Source organism: Rhizobium sp. NFR07, assembly GCF_900111905.1.
Lineage (GTDB): Bacteria > Pseudomonadota > Alphaproteobacteria > Rhizobiales > Rhizobiaceae > Neorhizobium.
This window is the reverse complement of the sequence record NZ_FOKM01000008.1, coordinates 182,324-199,399: the sequence shown is the minus strand read 5'-3', so window position 1 is coordinate 199,399 and position 17,076 is coordinate 182,324. Positions and strand designations below refer to the sequence as shown.

The following is a 17,076-nucleotide window of genomic DNA, read 5'->3' as shown; positions in this document are numbered from 1 at the left end:
AGCTGCGCCTTCAACGAGGTTTTGTGACAAGTGGCAGGGCGACGGCCGGAAAGTGGCCCTGTCAGGCGCGCCTGCCCCGGCTTTAGAAGGGTGATGGCGGTGTCTCTCTGCCAACAGGATACAGGAAATTTCCATGCAGCCGCTCAGCACCCAGATCGTCGGAAGCTATGTGAAGCCGCAATGGCTGGTACGGCACGGGCATGAACACCACCATGACGGCAGCTGGTGGCGGCCGGAACCCGACGTGCTGCAGGACGCGATGGACGACGCGGTGCTCCTGGCCATCGATGAGCAGGAGCGAGCCGGCCTCGATGTCGTGACCGATGGCGAGATACGCCGCCAGCATTACGACCGGCATTTCGTCCAGGGGATCGGCGGCATCAGCCGGAAGACGATCCGGGACAAAGAGTTCACCAGCGAACTCAAGAGCAAGACCGCCCGCACCGATTTCGGCGAACTCTGGCAGAATTTTCGCCTGTCTCCGACGATCACCGGGCCGCTGGAATGGATTTCCTCGCCGGCAGTCAATGAGCTGCGTTTCCTCAAAAAACATGCGCGGCGGCCGGTAAAGGCGCCGATCGTCGGTCCGTTTACGCTCTATGATCGGCTGGCCGACGAATACTACCAGCGCCCCGAGGATGCCATCTTGGCACTAGCCGAGGTACTGAACCGTGAGCTCAAGGAACTGGAGGCGGAGGGGACGGATGTCCTCATGGTCGCCGACCCTGCCCTGCATTTCAAGCTGAGCCGCTCGCGCGAGATCGGCAAAGCGGCGATCGAACGACTGCTGGAAGGCGTGACCACGCCGGTCGTGCTGCATGTCTGTTATGGCTATGCGAAATATTCGACCTCCAAGATGATCAATCCCTCCTACCCGGAGGTCCTTCGCCTCCTGTCGGAGACCCCGATCCAGGCGATGAGCATCGAATATGAACAGCCCGGCCACTCACCCGATCTCCTGACGGAGGCCGGCGGCAAGCATGTGCATCTCGGCCTGATCGGTATGGGAACGCATGAGATCGAGACACCCGAACATATCGCCGACCGTCTGCGCGAAGCGCTGAAGATCGTGCCGCCGGAGCGGCTTCATCCCTCGACGGATTGCGGCATGTGGTTCCTGCCGCGCCATGTCGCCCGCGGCAAGATCGAGGCGCTGGTCAAGGGCACGAACATCATACGCCGCGAACTCAGCATCGATATTCCCGAATACGCATCCCGCTGACACCGCCATTCCGATCCGCCGCTTCACGAAGGACGAGACCGATGACCAGATCCGCAATCCCTTTCGAGCCGAGCCGTCGCGATGTCCTCAAAGGCCTTTCCGCCGGTCTTGCGGCCACGGCCTTAGGCGGCCTTTCCCCGGCCTTCGCGCAGGCCGATCCCTATGCCGGGCTCAAGGGCGAAGAACTGGAGCTGCTCATCTGGGACGGCGGCGCCTTCGTCGACAACATGATGGCGCGGGTTCAAGAGAGATGGAGCGCCGTCGGCGGTGGCGCGCTGAAATTCCGCAAGGTCCCGTTCGGCGACCTGGATCGCGCCGTCCGCTCCGCCAACCAGGGCGGCATTGGTCCGGACGTTTTTCTCGCCAATGCGCCAAATGTCATCACCTATAAAAAGCTCGGCCTGATCGAACCGGTCACCGACATGTTCACCAAGGAAGATCTCGAGGATTTTTTTCCGACGGTGCGGCTCGGCAGCGAGATCGACGGCGAGTTCTACGGCCCTTCCACCAACGAGAACGGCCAGGCGCTCTATTACGATCGCCAGCTGACCGAGCGCTATGGTCTGAAGCTGCCCGAAACGCTGGCCGATGCATGGACATGGGACGAATGGCTGCGGGTCTTCACCGAAATCCAGGCGGCCGAGCGCAAGCGCCGCGGCAACGAGCAGTTCTTCGCCCTCTATCCGAACATGGGCAATACCGGCCTGTTCTTCTCCGGCAGCTATCCGCGCAGCGCCGGAGAAAAGGGCTCGGATGCCTGGAAGATGGTGAGTGACGACGGACTGAAGAGCAGCGGCTGTCTCAACTCTCCAGAGGCGATCAAAGGCCTGCAGCTCATCCAGGACATCCACCACAGGCACGGCATCGCCCCGGTTTCCACCCAGAAGGACATGTTCTACAACGACCAGGTCGCCTTCTTCTGCGGCGTGCCGCTTTACCTTGCGCCGATCAGAAAGGCGCGGCCGGATATCGACCTCGCCACCGCGCCGGTTCCCTATATCCGGACGCCGATCATCCATACCGGCTCCTTCGCCTGGCTGGTCAATCGCCAGACGGCGAAGATAGGTGACGCCAAGCTTTTCTTGAAATTCATGGGCTCGCCCCAAGGCAACGATGTCGTCGCGCGCGGCTGGACATCACCGCCGATCCGCAAATCGATGGTCGCCGACCGTCCGGAATTCCAGACGAAACCCATGGCACTGTTCATCGACAGCATCACCGAATGGTCGGTGCCGCGCCCCAAGGTGCCGGGCTTTTCCGAACTCGACACGATGTGGAGCCGGCTTGAGGCCGACATCGTCAGCGGCGGCGACGTGAAACCGCTGGCCGACGATGCCACGCGGCGCATCGACGCCCAGCTGCGCCGCTACGGTTAGGACAAGACCACAAGCGCGATGCCTATGGATACAACAATCGCAATCAGACCGGTCAGGCTCAAGCCTCGATTGCCCGCCCTTCTGGAAGGTTGGGGGCCGGCGCTCGTGTTTCTTGCGCCCGCCCTCGTCATGCTGTGCCTGTTCAAGCTCTGGCTGATTGCCGAGGCGGTCTACACGAGTACCGGAACATTCGATCCCGGTGGCCAGAGGATCGGCAACGCCGGGCTGGATAATTTCGGCTTCGCCCTCTCCGACAGCCGCTTCCAGTGGGGGCTCTGGCTCAGCCTGTTCGCAGCAGTCGCAAAGGTCCCTGTGCAGCTTGCGCTGGGGCTCGCCGCGGCGCTGATGCTGCGGGCCAATACCGGCGGCAATGCCGTCGTGCGGGCCATGGTCATCTCGCCGATGTTCTTCGGCCTTCCTGTCACCACCTTCATCTTCGCCTATATGTTCGACGCCAATGTCGGGGCGGTCAACGCCATCCTGTCCGGCATCGGCCTGCCGCGCGTCGCCTGGCTGTCGACGGAAGCGCCGGCGCAGATGCTGGTGCTCGGCCTGTCCATCTGGCGCGATGTCGGCGTCACCATGCTGGTATTCCTCGCCGGGCTTTCCGCCATCCCGCCGCAGATCGCTAACGCTGCGAAGCTCGATGGCGCGGGTCCGTTCGCCCTGTTCTTCACCATCACGCTGCCGCTTCTCGCTAGAAGCTTTCAGTTCGCCGTCGTGCTGGCGACGCTCGCCTCGTTCCAGATCCTGGTGCCCGTGCTGATGCTGACGAAGGGCGGCCCGACCGGGGCGACGGACCTTGCTAGCTTCCAGATCTACGAGACCGCTTTCAGCTATTTCGATCTCGGCACCGCAAGCGCCATGTCGCTCGCGCTGCTCTTCGGGCTCATCGTCATCATCGCGCTGGAGCTGCGCTGGCTTGCCGTGAAGTGGACCTATGAATGAAACGGCCGCTCCGCTTCATGCTCCGACTTGTGCTGGCGGCACTGTTCGTGGCGCCGATCCTGCTCGCGCTCGCCGCCTCCTTCCGCGACAACAGCGACATGTACCGATATGCCGGCAGCCTGTCGCTCTGGACCTTTCTGCCGGCCGAACCGGGCATCGATGCCTATCGTCGTGCATTCACGCTTCCACTTTTGCAGACCCAGCTCTTTAATACCGTACTGCTCGGCTTCGTCATGGCGACAGGAACGACGGTTTCCAGCCTGCTTGCCGGTTACGCGCTCTCGCGATTTCGCTTCCGTGGCCGACAGGCGCTTTTTCTCCTGATGCTATTTACCCTTTTCATTCCCGTCGACGTCATCCTGCCGCCGCTTTTCTTCGTGGTTCGGGATCTCGGGCTGATCGACAGTTTCTGGGGGCTTGCCCTGCCCTTCATCTTTTCGCCGATCGGCGTTTACCTCATCCGTCAGGCGATCGAGGAAGTGCCGCGCGAGCTCGACCATGCCGCATCCCTTGACGGTGCGGGCCTATGGGAAGTGCTGCGCACCGCGATCCTGCCCAATATCCGCGGCGCACTGATCGCCTGCTGGCTGATGCATTTCGTCTTCGTCTGGGAATGGTATCTCTGGCCTCTCACGGCGATGCGCAGCGACGATGGCCAGCTCGCCCAAGTCGCCATTGCGAGCCTGATCGATCCACTACGCTCCACCGACTATGCGCTGGTCTTCGCAGCCGCCATCCTCACCATCCTGCCCGCCTTCGTCGTCTTCGCCATCCTCCAGCGCTTCCTGACGTCGAGCCAGGCAACAACCGGCGGAAAGTGAACGCCATGCACAAACTCGTCCTCCGGTCCGTCACCAAGAGCTATGCCGCCGGCAGCGCGGTGCTGAAACCGTTCGATCTCGTCGCCCAGGCCGGCGAGCTGGTCGTTCTCGTCGGCCCGTCCGGCTGCGGAAAATCCACACTCCTGAAACTCATCGCCGGGCTGGAGAAACTCGATGATGGCCAGATCCTGCTCGGCGAACGGGATATTACCAATGTCGAGCCCCGCCACCGACGCATTGCCATGGTGTTCCAGAACTACGCGCTCTATCCGCATCTGAGCGTGCGCGAAAATCTGGCCTACCCCCTGCGCCGCCAGAAACTGCGTGCGGCCGATATCGTCCTGAAAGTTTCCGCCGTGGCCCGGCAGCTGCGACTGGACGAGCTGCTGGATCGCCGGCCATCGCAGCTTTCCGGCGGCCAGAAGCAGCGCGTCGCGATGGGCCGGGCGATCATCCGCGAGCCCGACCTCTTCCTGCTCGACGAGCCGCTGTCCAATCTCGATGCCGCGCTTCGCACCCATGTGCGCGGCGAGATCCGCGACCTGCAGCGGCGTCTCGGCACGACGATGATCTACGTAACCCACGACCAGGTCGAGGCACAGACGCTGGCCGACCGTCTGGTGATTATGCGCAACGGCGAAGTCCAGCAGGTCGGTCCGCCGCAAGAGATTTACGAGCGCCCGGCAAACATCTTCGCCGCCGCCTTTCTGGGTACTGCACCGCCGAATTTTCTCGCCGGCCGCATCGTCGATGACAGGGTCGAGATCGGGCAGGCATCGCTGCCGCTCGCCGATCTGCCGGGCGAATGCCGGACAGCACTTGCCGGCCGCGAGCAGATCTATGTCGGATTGCGGCCGGAAATGCTTCGGCCCACCTGTGATCTCGACCGGGATCATTTCGTCCTGCGCGGAAAGGTCATCCGCCGGGAAATCGTCGGCAATTCCCAGAACGTCCATTTCCGCAGCGAAGCAGGCTCGGCAGACGCGGCAAAGCTTTCGGCACTCGCGGGACGGCATCTGAGCGACGAGCTCGTCTGGACGACCGAGCGGGCCGGAACCGATGACGCCGTGGAGCTCGGAATCCGGCCGGAAAGCATCCTGTTCTTCGATACGGACGGTGTGGCCATCGGCGCCCACGGCAGCGACGCGCTCTAGCCGCTGCGGCATGGCTGCGACACCGAACCGTTGCGCGACCGAATTGTGACAAGTGGCCGGGTGAGCCCGCCGGCAGTGGCTCTGTCTTGGCCATCTCTGCCTGCCTATGGTCGTAGTGATTTCGAAACAGGCTGCGGGCATTTATCGACATGGCATCCATCACCGTCAGGGACATCAGCAAGGGATTTTCGGGCCAGCCGATCCTGCGCAATGTGTCGCTCGACATCCGGGACGGCGAGTTCCTCTCGCTGGTCGGCCCGTCCGGCTGCGGCAAATCCACCCTCTTGCGGATCATCGCCGGCCTCGAGGATCAGGATGGCGGTGCGATCGAGATCGGCGGCCGTTCAGTCGATGCCGAGCGTCCGGGACGCCGGGACGTTGCCATGGTGTTCCAGTCCTATGCGCTCTATCCGCATCTCTCGGTCTACGACAACATGGCCGCTCCGCTGCGGCAGCGATCGCTGACGCAGTTGCAGCGCGGCTTCGGCCTTGCCCGGCTGCTGCCCGAGGCGCGGCGCAAGGAGGCGGAATTCCGCCGGGAGATCGAGGCCACCGCGGCCATGCTCGGGATAACGGCCCTGCTTCAGCGCAAGCCGGCGCAACTGTCCGGCGGCCAGCGGCAGCGCGTCGCGCTCGGCCATGCCATCGTCCGCCATCCCAAGGCCTTCCTGATGGACGAGCCCCTCTCCAATCTCGACGCCAAGCTTCGCGACACGGTGCGGGCCGAGATCTCGGCCCTGCAACGAAGGCTCGGCGCGACCTTCCTCTACGTCACCCATGATCAGGCGGAGGCGATGACGATGTCCGACCGGATCGCGGTCATCATGGAAGGCCGGGTCCTTCAGATCGGCACGCCGTCCGAGGTCTATCACGATCCCGCCGACCTGCGTGTCGCCCGCTTCATCGGCAGCCCACGGATCAACGTGTTGCCGGGCGAGGTCGACAGCACCGGCCGTCCGACGCTGCTCGGTCACGCGGTCGACTTCAAGGTTCCATCATCTGCCGGTAGCAGGGTCCAAGTCGCCTTCCGTCCGCATGATGCGCTGATCTGCAGTGCCGATGATGCGCGGCTCACCGGCACGATCCAGCACATGGAAAATCTCGGCTCGGACATTCTGATGCATCTCGCTCTGCCCGGCGCAGACGAGCCGATCATCGTCCGGGAAAGTTACGAGACAGCAGCCCGGAGACGTCTCGGGGACAAGGTCGGCCTGAAACTCGACCCGCAAAAGCTCCTGGTGTTCGATGAAGCCGGCAGCGCGCGACTGGGACAAGACGCGCCCGTAAAAACGAAGGCTGCATCATGACGCCGCTTTCCGCTCAGAAACGGGCTGAGGCGCGGGTCGGCCTGATGCTCGCCGCACCGGCCATATTGCTGCTCGTCCTGCTCGTCGTCCTGCCTGTGCTGGCGACGGCCGGCTTTTCGCTCACCGACTATAGGCTCGGCACGCAGGCGATCGGCTTTGCCGGTTTCGACAATTACGCAGCGCTCTGGAACGATCCACGCTTCTGGCAGAGCGTGGCCAACACCGCCACCTATACGCTGATCGTCGTTCCCGGCTCGGTCGGGCTCGGGCTCGGCGCAGCGTTGCTCATCGAGAGCCGCGGCTGGCTGAAGCCGTTCTATCGCGTCGCCTATTTCCTGCCCGTCGCATCCACCTTCATCGCCATGGCGATCGTCTGGGAATTCCTGATGAACCCCTCCGTCGGGCTGTTCAATCAGATCCTCGCTGCCCTCGGCCTGCCCTCGGTAAATTTTCTCGGCAATCCGCAGACGGCACTCTATTCCATGGCGGCAATCGGCATCTGGGAACTGACCGGGTTCAACATGGTGCTGTTCATGGCGGGTCTCTCCGCGATCCCACGCGACCTCTATGACGCCTCAGCCGTCGACGGCGCCGAAAGCGGCTGGGACCGGTTCCGCATGGTGACCTGGCCTATGCTCGGCCCGACGACATTCTTCGTCGTCATCATCACGATGATCCGCGCCGTGAGGGTTTTCGAAGTCGCCGCCGTCATTACGCAGGGGCGGCCGGAGGGAGCGACGGAAGTTCTTCTCTATTCGATCTACGTGCAGGCGTTTCAGTATTTCAACATCGGCTATGCCGCGGCCCTGATTGTCGTCTTCCTTGCCGTCACGGCACTTATCGCACTGGCTCAGGCCCGCTTCGGCGGCCAGCGGGAGGCGAACCGATGAGACGGCGCAGCTCCTCCAGTCTCGTGTCAAGTATCGCATCCCATGCCGTGCTGATGCTCGGGGCGCTTGTCATGCTGCTGCCTTTCCTGTGGATGGCGCTGACATCGCTGAAGCCGCCGCAGGAAATCTTCCGGTTCGGCCTGCATATCCTTCCCGAACAATGGGGCGGGGCCGAAAACTACGGCCGCGTCTTTTCCGACACGCCGATGCTGCGCTTCCTCGTCAACGGCATCGTCGTCTGCAGCGCGATCGTCGTGCTGCAGGTGCTGATCGCCGTGCCGGCGGCCTATGCGCTGGCCAGAATCCCGTTCCGTGGCCGCAGCCTGTTCTTTTCGCTGATCCTGATCAGTCTGCTGGTGCCGATCCAGGTTCCGTCGCTGTTCCTCTATCTCGGCTTTGCCCATGCGGGCCTGCTCGATACCTATGCCAGCCTCGTTCTGCCCTTCATCATCTCCGCGTTCGCCATTTTCCTGCTGCGCCAGCATTTCCTGCATTTTCCGCAGGAGGTGATAGAGGCGGCCCGGCTCGACAATTTCGGCGAGTTCGAAATTGCCTGGCGCATCGTGCTGCCCTCGGCGCGGCCAGCGATCGGTGCCTTTGCAGTGTTTTCCATGGTCGCGCACTGGAACGATCTCTACTGGCCGCTGGTCGTCGTCACCGATCCCGCCATGGCCACCCCGCCGCTCGGCGTCGTCTTCTTCCGCAACCAGGAGAGCGGTTCGGATTTCGGCGCGCTGATGGCGGCGGCCACTGTAATCAGTGCACCGCTCATCCTCGCATTCCTGCTTGCACAGCGAACCTTCGTGCGCGGCCTCACCAGCATCCGATAAGCCCTCGAACCCAGGACTTGAGCCATGTCGAAAACATCCTTGAAACTGATCACTGCCCTTGCCCTCACCCTGTCCACCAGCGCCGCCTCGGCCTTCGCCAAGACCGAGATCGTCGTTGATTACGCCTTCGGCGGCCGCACCAAGGTCTATCAGGGCATCGCCGATGCCTTCATGGCCGAGCATCCCGATGTAACGGTCAAGTTGCGCGTCCCCAGCAACAATTACGAGGAAGGCCAGGAGGCGATCATCCGCCAGTCCATGGTCAACCAGCTGCCGGACGTGCATTTTTCCAGTTACAACCAGTATCCCGACCTGGTGAAGCGCGGCCTCGTCGCCAATCTCTCCAAGCTGAACGAGGGCCAGCCGGCCTTCGAGGCGCAGGGCTATATCCCGGCCGCGATGAACCTCGTAACGATGGATGGCGACGTCTACGGCCTGCCCTTTTTGACCGGTACGCCGATCCTGATCGCCAATGGCGAACTGGTCCGCAAGGCAGGCGGCGACTGCAAGAACCTGCCGACCGACTGGAAGGGCTATACGGATCTCGCCGCCCGCATCCACGCGCTCGACCCGCAGATCTGGGGCGGCATGATCACCACCAATGACGACTGGCAGTTCCAGTCGCTGGTCTACAGCGCCGGCGGCGACATTCTCACCAAGGACGGCAAGGACATCGGCTTCGACAACGAGACCGGGCTCAAGGTCATGCAGGCGATCGACGCCTTCGTGAAGGCGAGCGGCATGCAGCAGCAGACCTATACGTCTACGTCGGCGCCGCAGAGCTTTGCCACCGGTCGCGTCGGCATGTTCGTCAACGCCGCCGAATATCTCTCGCTGCTCAGCGGTCAGGTCGGCAAGGATTTCGAGTTCTGCACCGGCGTCTTCCCGGCCATCGATCCGGAAAAATCACGCGGCACCCCGGTTGGCGGCGCGGCTGCCGTCATTCTCTCCAAGGATGTTGAAAAGCAGAGGATCGCCTTCGATTTCATCCGCTTCGCCACCGGCCCCAAGGGTCAGGCCATTCTCGTCGACGGCAAGGGCTATCCGCCGGTCAATTCGGCGGCCTATAAAATCCCCTCGGTCAAGGCGTACTTCGAGAAGAATCCGCTGCGCGCGCCCGATGTCGCCCAGGTCCCGGACGGCATGCCCTGGGTCGTTTTCCCCGGCGACAACAGCGTCAAGATCGTCCGCACCATTCGCGACAATGTCGATCGCCTGCTGCAGCAGAACGTCACCCCGGAAGAGGCGCTGAAGGACATGACCACCGAGGTCCGCGCCCAGATGCCGGCAGCCAAGTAACAACGCTTCACGCAGAGATCGCCGCAGGGTGCGGCGGTCCCTTGCTCCATTTTCTTACAGAGGACAGACCAATGCTGCGCCCGCTCTCCACCCAGATCGTCGGTTCCTATGCCAAGCCCCATTGGCTCGGCCGCCATGAACGCATCCACCATCTCGACGGCAGCTGGTGGCGGCCCGAAGCGGAAATTCTGGAAGAAGCGAAGCAGGATGCGGCATTGCTCGCAATCTACGAACAGGAACGCGCCGGCCTCGACATCGTCACCGACGGCGAGGCGCAGCGTGTCGCCTATATCCGGCATTTCCTCGCCGGCCTGTCAGGTATCGACATCATGGACACCGAAAAGCAGGCCTATGTCTCGGAGGTTGAGACGCGCAAGCGCAATGCCGACGTCACCGAACTGATGGAGCATTTCCAGCTCAACCCGAAGATTGTCGGACCGATCGAATGGGTTCGGTCCAGCGCCGCGGAACATCTGCAGTTCCTGATCGCGCACGCCCGAAGGCCGGTGAAGGTGAATGTCGTCGGCCCGCTCACCCTGCTCGACCGGCTGGCTGACCATCATTATGGCAATCCGCGCGAAGCCGCGATGGCGCTCGCCGCTGCCATCAACCGGGAAATGCTGGCGCTTGAAAAGCTCGGCCCGGCCGTTATCCAGATCGACGAGCCGGCCTTCCATTTCAAACTCTCCCGCGCCAGGGAATTCGGCGTCGAGCTGCTGGCCCGGCTGGTAGAGGATCTGTCGACGCCGGTCATCGTGCATGCCTGCTACGGCTATTCGCTCTATGCCGAATCCAAGACCGCCAATCCGACCTATCACGAAGTCGCCGAAATCATCGCCGCCTCGCCCGTCCAGGGCATGAGCCTGGAATACGAACAGCCGGGACATGGCCCCGAATTGCTGACGCATACCGGCGACAAGCATGTGCTGATCGGGCTCGTCAATCTCGGCAGCCGCGAGATCGAAACGCCGGAGCATGTGGCGGCACGGCTGCGCGCCGCGTTGAAGGTCGTTCCGTCCGAGCGTCTGCATCCTTCGACCGATTGCGGTATGTGGTTCCTGCCGCGCCATATCGCCTACGGCAAGATCCGCGCGCTGGCGGAAGGCACGAAGATCGTGAAGCGGGAACTGGGCATGATCTGAGAACCGGCGGCGCGTATCGCGCGCCCCGCCTACTTCGGCCAGCGCCAATGCGACCTCAGGCAAGCAATCGGCGCTTCAGGCTTTCGATCTCGTCGACACTCAGCCCGATCCGCGTCATGTAGCGATGGACGCCGCCATGGGCGTCGTCGAGATGCGCCAATGCGCGAGCCATGCTGTGGGGAGCGGAGGCAAGGACGATATCGGCGAGCTCGCCGGGGATGCCGCGTGCCAGCGCCCGTGTGCGGAGATTGGCGATCAGCGGCCCGGAAATCGTTCCGGTCAAAGCATAATCCTCGATGATCGTCGTCTCGTTGACGCCGGCATTGGCCAGCAGCAGAGCCGCGATGATGCCGGTGCGATCCTTGCCGGCGCTGCAGTGAAAGAGCACCGCTCCTTCCGGTGCCGCGGCGATCGTACCCAGCACTTCGGCGATAGATGCCTGGCATTTGTCGAGCGCCTGGCAGTAGCGGTCGCCCATGTCGAAGGCGGCATAGTCCGCAGCCATCATCTCGACCGGTGCGAGCGCGGAAAACACCGACGTGTTGATGTAGTGCACCTGCGCGTGTCCATCGAAAGGGTTTGCTTCCGAGGCGATTTCCGCCGCATTGCGCAGGTCGATCACGGTCGAAAGGTCATGGTCGCGAAGGACCGCCATATCGGCCTCGCTTAGAGCATGCAGAGCGTCGCCCCTGAAGATCGAATGCCAGCGGGTCAGGCCTCCGTCGCGGGTCCTGTAGCCGCCGAGGTCGCGCACGTTATGGGCGCCATCGAGCGCGATCAGACGGTCATAAGCTAACATATTCAACGGATTCCGGATTTCATGAAGGATTCGATGACGTGGCGCTGCAGCAAGAGGTAGATGACGAGGATCGGCAGGCTGGCGAGTGCTGCGGCCGCCATCAGCGGCCCCCAGAGATTGCCCTCCTGGGTCATGAACATCTGCAGACCGATCTGGACGACGGAGTTTTCCGGCTTGCGCGACAGAAGCAGCGGCCAGAAATATTCGTTCCAGGCAGAGATGAAGGCGATGATCGAGAGCGAGGCGATCGGTGCGCCCATATTGGGCGTGATGATCTGCCAGAGGATCTTCCAGCTTTTCGCACCGTCGATGCGCGCCGCTTCCAGGATCTCGACCGGAAAGGAGCGCATGCCGTGATAGAGCAGCAGGATGGCGAAGGCATGCGCGGCGTTGGGCACAATCAGGCCCGTCAGCGTGTCGAGCAGACCCAGCCGCGAGGCGAGTACGTAGTTCGGGATCATCGTCACCTGGAACGGCACCAGCCAGGAGAGCGCGATCAAGCCATGCACGACGCCGGCAAGCCGCATGCGCCAGCGCACCAGCGCATAGGCGGCGAAAAGGCCGGTGACCACCTGCAGCGCCGCCGTCGCGGCAGCAACGATGGTGGTGTTGGCCAGCATCTGCAGCATCGGCACGCGGGTCAGCACGAAGACGTAGTTTTCGAGCGTCGGGTCCGATGGCCAGAGTGTGGTCGAAAAAATCTCGTTCTCCGGCCGAAGCGAGGTGACGATCATCCAGTAGATCGGGAAGATCGACACGAGCGACAGGAAGATCATCACGCCGTGGACGGCCACCTTGCGCAGGGCACCACTGCCGGAGGAAACGCCTGACGGGGAATGATCGCGGGAAGTATCAGTCGTCATAGACCGCGAACCTCTTTGTCAGCCCCATGCAGACGGCGGCGAGCAGCGCAAACCCTGCAAACGCGATCATGCCGGCCGCCGAGCTCCATCCGGCGGACATGGTCTCGAAACCGTATTCCCACAGCAGGTAGAAGATGTTGGTGGTGGATTTTAGCGGGCCGCCATTGGTCAGAACGTTGATATAGGCAAAGCTCCACTGCGCGCCGAAGAGGATCGTCATCATCGACAGCAGCAGGATGGTCGGCGACAGGAGCGGCAGGCGGATATCACGGATGATTGCCCAGCGGCTGGCGCCGTCGATGCGCGCCGCCTCGATATAGGACGGGTTGATGCCGGCATTGGCGGCGGAAAACAGGAGCGTCGAAAAACCGATCAGCTTCCAGCCGGTAATCCAGGTGAGCGTCGCCAGCGCATAATTCGGATCGGTGAGGAAGCCGATGCGATCGAAACCGAGCCATTCCAGCCCGAGCGTGATCAGCCCCTGGTCTTCGTTCAGGAGCCAGCGCCAGAGGATGGCGGCGACGACGGGAGCGACGATCATCGGCACGAAGATCATGGCGCGGTAGATCATCCGCGCGCGGCCGGTCAGATCCTGTGTCCAGATCGCCACGAAAAGCGGCAGGATAACGGACAGCGGGAAAAGGCCGAGGATGTAGTAGAGCGTGTTCCAGAGCGCATTGCGCATTTCCGGCAGGGCCAGCAGGCGCTCGTAGTTCTTCAGGCCGACATAGCGCTGAGGCGCGGTCGGCAGCATGTTCCATTGATAGAAGGACAGCTTGAAGGCCTCGATCAGCGGGATATAGGTCCAGACCATCAGCAGCACGAGCGCCGGCGCGAGATAGATCCAGGGGGCGATCGAGATCTTTTCCCGCTGGTATCTGATCCTCGCAACGGGTGCCGTTTTCACGAGCGGCCCGGCGAGATCGGCCTGAATGTCGGTCATCGGCATGAGCCCTTCGATTGTGTGATGACGGGCGGCAAGCGCGAAACCCGCCCGTCATCGTCCTCGTGAGTTCTGGCAGAAACCCACTTTATGGCATCAGTTCCTGGCCCTGCTCCTGGGCAGCCTTCAGCGTTGCGACCGGATCGCCGCTGCCGAAGATCGCTTCGCGCACCGAATCCATCATCATCTTTTCCACCTGCCGGTAGTTGGGGCCGGGGAAAGCGATATTGGCGGTCAAGTGGTCCAGCTGCTTGAGATTGGCGCGAAACATCGGGTTGTCCTTGACCCACTGGCCGAGATAGGCCGGGTCGTCGACGATATCGAGCCGCAGCGGCAGGTAGCCGATCTTGCTGGTGATGATCGTGTAGGCTTCCTTGCTCGTCAGGTATTTGAGCAGCTCATAGGAGGCCCGCTGCTTTTCGGGGTCCTGGCTGAAGACGAAGAGAGCGCTGCCGGAATTGGTCGGCGCGGTCGGCTTTTCACCGAAGGACGGCATCGGCGCCAGCCGGAGGTCGAACTTGCCGGCAGCCGATTTCTTGATGCTGGATAGAAGCGCGCTCGTATAGAGGAACATGCCCATATTGCCGGCGGCGAACGTGTCGCCGGCGCTTGCCGGGTCGATCTTCGCATGAGCGCCGCTGTCGACCATTTCGCGCAGCATCTTCACAGCGTCGGCGGCATTGCTGCCGGCAAAGGTCAGCGTGTCGCCGTCACGCACCTTGCCACCGTTCGACATGACGATCGCCTGATAGACGAATGTACCGTCGACCGGGCCGTAGGCGCCGGGGAAGAAGCCGTTCTTGCCGGTCTTGTCCTTGATCGCCTTGCCGGCGAGCGCGACATCATCCCAGGTCTTCGGAGCCTGATCGGGGTCGAGGCCCGCCTGCTTGAACAGGTCGGCATTGTAATAGAGGATCGGCGTCGAGAACGTATAGGCGAGACCATAGGTCTTGCCGTCAACCTTGCCGAGTTCCAGCCCCTGCGGCAGCATGCCGGTGAAATGGGTCTTCAGCTCATCCGCGCTCACCATGTCTTCCAGCGCATTGGCGCCGAGATCGTTGGCGATGTAGATCAGGTCGCGGAAGACGAGCTGGGCGACATCCGGCTGCTGGCCGGCGACGATATCCGCCTGCACCCGCGACATGATCTCGTTCGAGGGAACGGCAACCGGCTCCACCTTGATATTGGGAAACTTCTTCTCGAAACCGGCGATCAATTCCTTGGTCGCATCGGCACCGGCGCTCGCGGAGGCGAGATTGTAGTTGTAAAAGGTGATGGTGATCGGCTTGTCGACCGCAGCCGGCATTTCGGCAAAGGCGCCGAAGGGCAGCAGCGATGCGGCGGTGAAGGCGGCCGTCAGCTTGAGCGTGGTTCTGCGCAGCATGTCTGTTCTCCGGACAGGATTATTCGGCGGCGACGGGCATCGCCCGCGCCAAAAGCATTTCGAGCGGATAGGTGTTGAGTTCGGCGCGATCGGACGGCAGCGGCACGAAGGCCATGGTCAGACCGGACGGCCGGATGGTGCCGATGCCGAAGGAGGCGCCGCGCACCATGCGCAGGATATCGGTGCGTAGAATGTCGGTTGCCGCATGCTGACCGGTACCGACGACCACCGGAATGCCGTGCCAGACGGAAACGCGGTCGTGATGGATATGGCCGCTGATGATGCCGATGATGTTGCGGCCGGCAAGAAGCGTGCGGAACCGCTCCGACTGCGGGAAATGAATCGTCCGCCAATGCGTGACGTCGGGCTCTTCACCCAATGCCGGCGGGTGATGCACGACGATCAGTTTCGGCAGGTCCGGATGCGTGTCGAGCGTCGTGGCCAGCCAGTCGAACTGTTCGGGATCGATCGTGCCGCCGATCAGGCCGGGCGTGGAGGAATCAATCGTGATGATGTGGATGCCGTCGATGACCTTGTCGTGGTCGTAAGGCGCGTCCGGATCATCCGTCGCCACCCCCATGCCCTCGTAAAAGCCGGGGCGGGTATCGTGGTTGCCGAGCGCATAGATGACCGGCACGTCGATGCGGGCATCCATGATCTCCTTCAGCCGGCGAAAACTGTCGGCATCGCCTGCATTGGTCAGGTCGCCGCTGGCGATGACGAATTGCGGCTTCGGCGTCACCGTGGCAACGAGATCGAGCACCTTGTGCAGCGTCTCGGTCGTGTCGCTGTGCAGGTGATCGTCATCGGCAGTACCGATATGCAGATCGGTCATATGGATGAAAGTGGTTTCGCGGCGCACCGGATCTCTCCATGACGTGTTGATAGTCTGGAGCGTTAGAAGCGATGTGTTTCGCGGACGTGACGGATTTCGAATGCTGTTCGAAATCCACAGAGGCAAAGATCGTCAGCAGCCGCGGCGAAACATCGGCGCGATAACATCCACCATGCGCGCAATGACAAGGTCAGCATCGTCGAGATCCATGCCGTAATTGGTCAGAAGCTCGGTGCGATGCCGGCTACGTGTGACCTGCGAGCGGATACCGAGCGCGCAGTTCATGCGCCAGCCGATCTCAACGTCGTCCAGCCAGGGCGCGATCCGCCTGAGTTGCGGGATGAAGACCCGGTGATGCTCCACATCCTCGATGATCCGCCGATAATGAGATGCGCCGTCACGATGCGTGTGTGCCATGGAAGTAAAATGAGCGAGAACCGGATAGCTGGAATTGGGATCGGTCGCCCAGCGGATGGAAGGACCGACAAGCGCCGCAATGACCTCTTCCAGTTCCGGCGGTTTCGGAGCCCGCCGATCGACAGCCTTCTGCAAAAGGGTGAGACGCTCCGCATTCAGACGGCGATAGACGCGCTCCGCCACCGCGGTGATCAGCTCTTCCTGCGAGCCGAAATGATAGGCAATGGCCGACGGCGTCGCCTGGGCCTGCACGGCGATTTTTCGCGCCGTCAGCTCTTCAAGCGCATCTGCTTCGCATAGCAGCGTTTCGCACGCATCCATGAGGCGTCGTGCAGTGACATTGGCTCGATTCGACATGAGAGACCTCTATGGCGCATAGCATAGTCTCCGATTGTGAAATGCGAATGATGCCCCGAAGACGTCTCTGACAGAAGCGGGATGAGCCTGAAAAGCCTATCGAACCATTACGTCCGGCGGGAGCTCATCAGTGAGGCCTTTGTGACCGCAATTTTGATCTTCTGCCGAGGCAGAAGCCATTGATATCTATAAGGAAGTTTGGTGGGTGATGTAGGGCTCGAACCTACGACCCGCTGATTAAGAGTCAGCTGCTCTACCAACTGAGCTAATCACCCGAACCAGTCTGGCGTTTGGTGTGCGCCGGTGGTGTGAAGGGGCGTATAATGGGGAAAGTTCGGCTTGTCTAGCGACCAAAATGAAATTCTTTGTGCAAGTGCTCAAAAAAATTCTGGATGTGGAAAAACCCAGCCGCCTCATGCGCTGAAAACACCAGGCCGAGGACATTCAGACGCCTTATATTTCAGTGCTTTCAAGCTGTTGCGGCTGGTT

General features: G+C 62.1%; 16 protein-coding genes and 1 tRNA gene. 10 read left to right on the top strand and 7 right to left on the bottom strand.

What is annotated here, in order from left to right; genetic code table 11:
* Positions 1 to 133 precede the first annotated feature (133 nt).
* From BM216_RS18490 to BM216_RS18445, 10 genes are all read left to right on the top strand, one after another.
* Positions 134 to 1,222, top strand: a complete 1,089-nt coding sequence (locus BM216_RS18490; protein WP_093000674.1) for a uroporphyrinogen decarboxylase/cobalamine-independent methonine synthase family protein — start codon at positions 134 to 136, stop codon at positions 1,220 to 1,222.
* Between the two features lie 41 nt (positions 1,223 to 1,263).
* Entirely contained in the window at positions 1,264 to 2,598 is a 1,335-nt protein-coding gene (locus tag BM216_RS18485; RefSeq protein WP_093000673.1) for a sugar ABC transporter substrate-binding protein, read from the top strand.
* A 24-nt stretch (positions 2,599 to 2,622) separates the two neighbouring features.
* Complete coding sequence (locus BM216_RS18480; RefSeq protein WP_177230831.1) at positions 2,623 to 3,546, top strand: carbohydrate ABC transporter permease; 924 nt, start codon at positions 2,623 to 2,625, stop codon at positions 3,544 to 3,546.
* On the top strand, positions 3,543 to 4,367 hold the full coding sequence (locus BM216_RS18475) for a carbohydrate ABC transporter permease (protein WP_093000671.1): 825 nt from the start codon (positions 3,543 to 3,545) through the stop codon (positions 4,365 to 4,367). The genes BM216_RS18480 and BM216_RS18475 overlap by 4 nt, the downstream gene beginning before the upstream one ends.
* A gap of 5 nt (positions 4,368 to 4,372) precedes the next feature.
* Positions 4,373 to 5,521, top strand: coding sequence for an ABC transporter ATP-binding protein (locus BM216_RS18470; RefSeq protein WP_093000670.1), 1,149 nt, complete (start codon positions 4,373 to 4,375; stop codon positions 5,519 to 5,521).
* A 149-nt stretch (positions 5,522 to 5,670) separates the two neighbouring features.
* Positions 5,671 to 6,828: an ABC transporter ATP-binding protein gene (locus BM216_RS18465; protein WP_093000669.1), complete on the top strand. Its 1,158-nt coding sequence runs from the start codon at positions 5,671 to 5,673 to the stop codon at positions 6,826 to 6,828.
* Complete coding sequence (locus BM216_RS18460) at positions 6,825 to 7,718, top strand: carbohydrate ABC transporter permease (RefSeq protein ID WP_093000668.1); 894 nt, start codon at positions 6,825 to 6,827, stop codon at positions 7,716 to 7,718. Before BM216_RS18465 ends, BM216_RS18460 begins: the two co-directional genes overlap by 4 nt.
* Positions 7,715 to 8,548, top strand: coding sequence for a carbohydrate ABC transporter permease (locus BM216_RS18455; protein ID WP_093000667.1), 834 nt, complete (start codon positions 7,715 to 7,717; stop codon positions 8,546 to 8,548). The genes BM216_RS18460 and BM216_RS18455 overlap by 4 nt, the downstream gene beginning before the upstream one ends.
* Positions 8,549 to 8,572: 24 nt before the next feature.
* A complete protein-coding gene (locus BM216_RS18450) occupies positions 8,573 to 9,847 on the top strand; it encodes an ABC transporter substrate-binding protein (RefSeq protein ID WP_093000666.1) in 1,275 nt (424 codons plus the stop codon).
* Between the two features lie 71 nt (positions 9,848 to 9,918).
* Complete coding sequence (locus tag BM216_RS18445) at positions 9,919 to 10,989, top strand: uroporphyrinogen decarboxylase/cobalamine-independent methonine synthase family protein (RefSeq protein WP_093000665.1); 1,071 nt, start codon at positions 9,919 to 9,921, stop codon at positions 10,987 to 10,989.
* 55 nt (positions 10,990 to 11,044) lie between these two features.
* Here the strand turns inward: BM216_RS18445 and BM216_RS18440 are convergent, their stop codons facing one another.
* The 7 genes from BM216_RS18440 to BM216_RS18410 form a co-directional block, all read right to left on the bottom strand.
* Entirely contained in the window at positions 11,045 to 11,788 is a 744-nt protein-coding gene (locus BM216_RS18440) for a tyrosine-protein phosphatase (protein ID WP_093000664.1), read from the bottom strand.
* A 2-nt stretch (positions 11,789 to 11,790) separates the two neighbouring features.
* Positions 11,791 to 12,651: a carbohydrate ABC transporter permease gene (locus BM216_RS18435; RefSeq protein WP_093000663.1), complete on the bottom strand. Its 861-nt coding sequence runs from the start codon at positions 12,649 to 12,651 to the stop codon at positions 11,791 to 11,793.
* Entirely contained in the window at positions 12,641 to 13,594 is a 954-nt protein-coding gene (locus tag BM216_RS18430) for a carbohydrate ABC transporter permease (protein WP_093000750.1), read from the bottom strand. The genes BM216_RS18435 and BM216_RS18430 overlap by 11 nt, the downstream gene beginning before the upstream one ends.
* Positions 13,595 to 13,682: 88 nt before the next feature.
* Positions 13,683 to 14,978: an ABC transporter substrate-binding protein gene (locus tag BM216_RS18425; RefSeq protein WP_093000662.1), complete on the bottom strand. Its 1,296-nt coding sequence runs from the start codon at positions 14,976 to 14,978 to the stop codon at positions 13,683 to 13,685.
* A gap of 19 nt (positions 14,979 to 14,997) precedes the next feature.
* Complete coding sequence (locus tag BM216_RS18420; protein ID WP_093000661.1) at positions 14,998 to 15,840, bottom strand: metallophosphoesterase family protein; 843 nt, start codon at positions 15,838 to 15,840, stop codon at positions 14,998 to 15,000.
* Positions 15,841 to 15,945: 105 nt separating this feature from the next.
* Positions 15,946 to 16,587 (bottom strand): TetR/AcrR family transcriptional regulator, encoded by a 642-nt coding sequence (locus BM216_RS18415; protein WP_093000660.1) that lies wholly within the window; start codon positions 16,585 to 16,587, stop codon positions 15,946 to 15,948.
* Between the two features lie 199 nt (positions 16,588 to 16,786).
* Positions 16,787 to 16,862 (bottom strand) — tRNA-Lys (locus tag BM216_RS18410).
* Positions 16,863 to 17,076: the final 214 nt, after the last annotated feature.

Bases quoted from the DNA above. Each gene is read 5' to 3' on its own strand.
- BM216_RS18490 (WP_093000674.1), top strand. From the start codon at position 134: ATGCAGCCGCTCAGCACCCAGATCGTCGGAAGCTATGTGAAGCCGCAA.
- BM216_RS18485 (WP_093000673.1), top strand. From the start codon at position 1,264: ATGACCAGATCCGCAATCCCTTTCGAGCCGAGCCGTCGCGATGTCCTC.
- BM216_RS18480 (WP_177230831.1), top strand. From the start codon at position 2,623: ATGGATACAACAATCGCAATCAGACCGGTCAGGCTCAAGCCTCGATTG.
- BM216_RS18475 (WP_093000671.1), top strand. From the start codon at position 3,543: ATGAAACGGCCGCTCCGCTTCATGCTCCGACTTGTGCTGGCGGCACTG.
- BM216_RS18470 (WP_093000670.1), top strand. From the start codon at position 4,373: ATGCACAAACTCGTCCTCCGGTCCGTCACCAAGAGCTATGCCGCCGGC.
- BM216_RS18465 (WP_093000669.1), top strand. From the start codon at position 5,671: ATGGCATCCATCACCGTCAGGGACATCAGCAAGGGATTTTCGGGCCAG.
- BM216_RS18460 (WP_093000668.1), top strand. From the start codon at position 6,825: ATGACGCCGCTTTCCGCTCAGAAACGGGCTGAGGCGCGGGTCGGCCTG.
- BM216_RS18455 (WP_093000667.1), top strand. From the start codon at position 7,715: ATGAGACGGCGCAGCTCCTCCAGTCTCGTGTCAAGTATCGCATCCCAT.
- BM216_RS18450 (WP_093000666.1), top strand. From the start codon at position 8,573: ATGTCGAAAACATCCTTGAAACTGATCACTGCCCTTGCCCTCACCCTG.
- BM216_RS18445 (WP_093000665.1), top strand. From the start codon at position 9,919: ATGCTGCGCCCGCTCTCCACCCAGATCGTCGGTTCCTATGCCAAGCCC.
- BM216_RS18440 (WP_093000664.1), bottom strand. From the start codon at position 11,788: ATGTTAGCTTATGACCGTCTGATCGCGCTCGATGGCGCCCATAACGTG.
- BM216_RS18435 (WP_093000663.1), bottom strand. From the start codon at position 12,651: ATGACGACTGATACTTCCCGCGATCATTCCCCGTCAGGCGTTTCCTCC.
- BM216_RS18430 (WP_093000750.1), bottom strand. From the start codon at position 13,594: ATGACCGACATTCAGGCCGATCTCGCCGGGCCGCTCGTGAAAACGGCA.
- BM216_RS18425 (WP_093000662.1), bottom strand. From the start codon at position 14,978: ATGCTGCGCAGAACCACGCTCAAGCTGACGGCCGCCTTCACCGCCGCA.
- BM216_RS18415 (WP_093000660.1), bottom strand. From the start codon at position 16,587: ATGTCGAATCGAGCCAATGTCACTGCACGACGCCTCATGGATGCGTGC.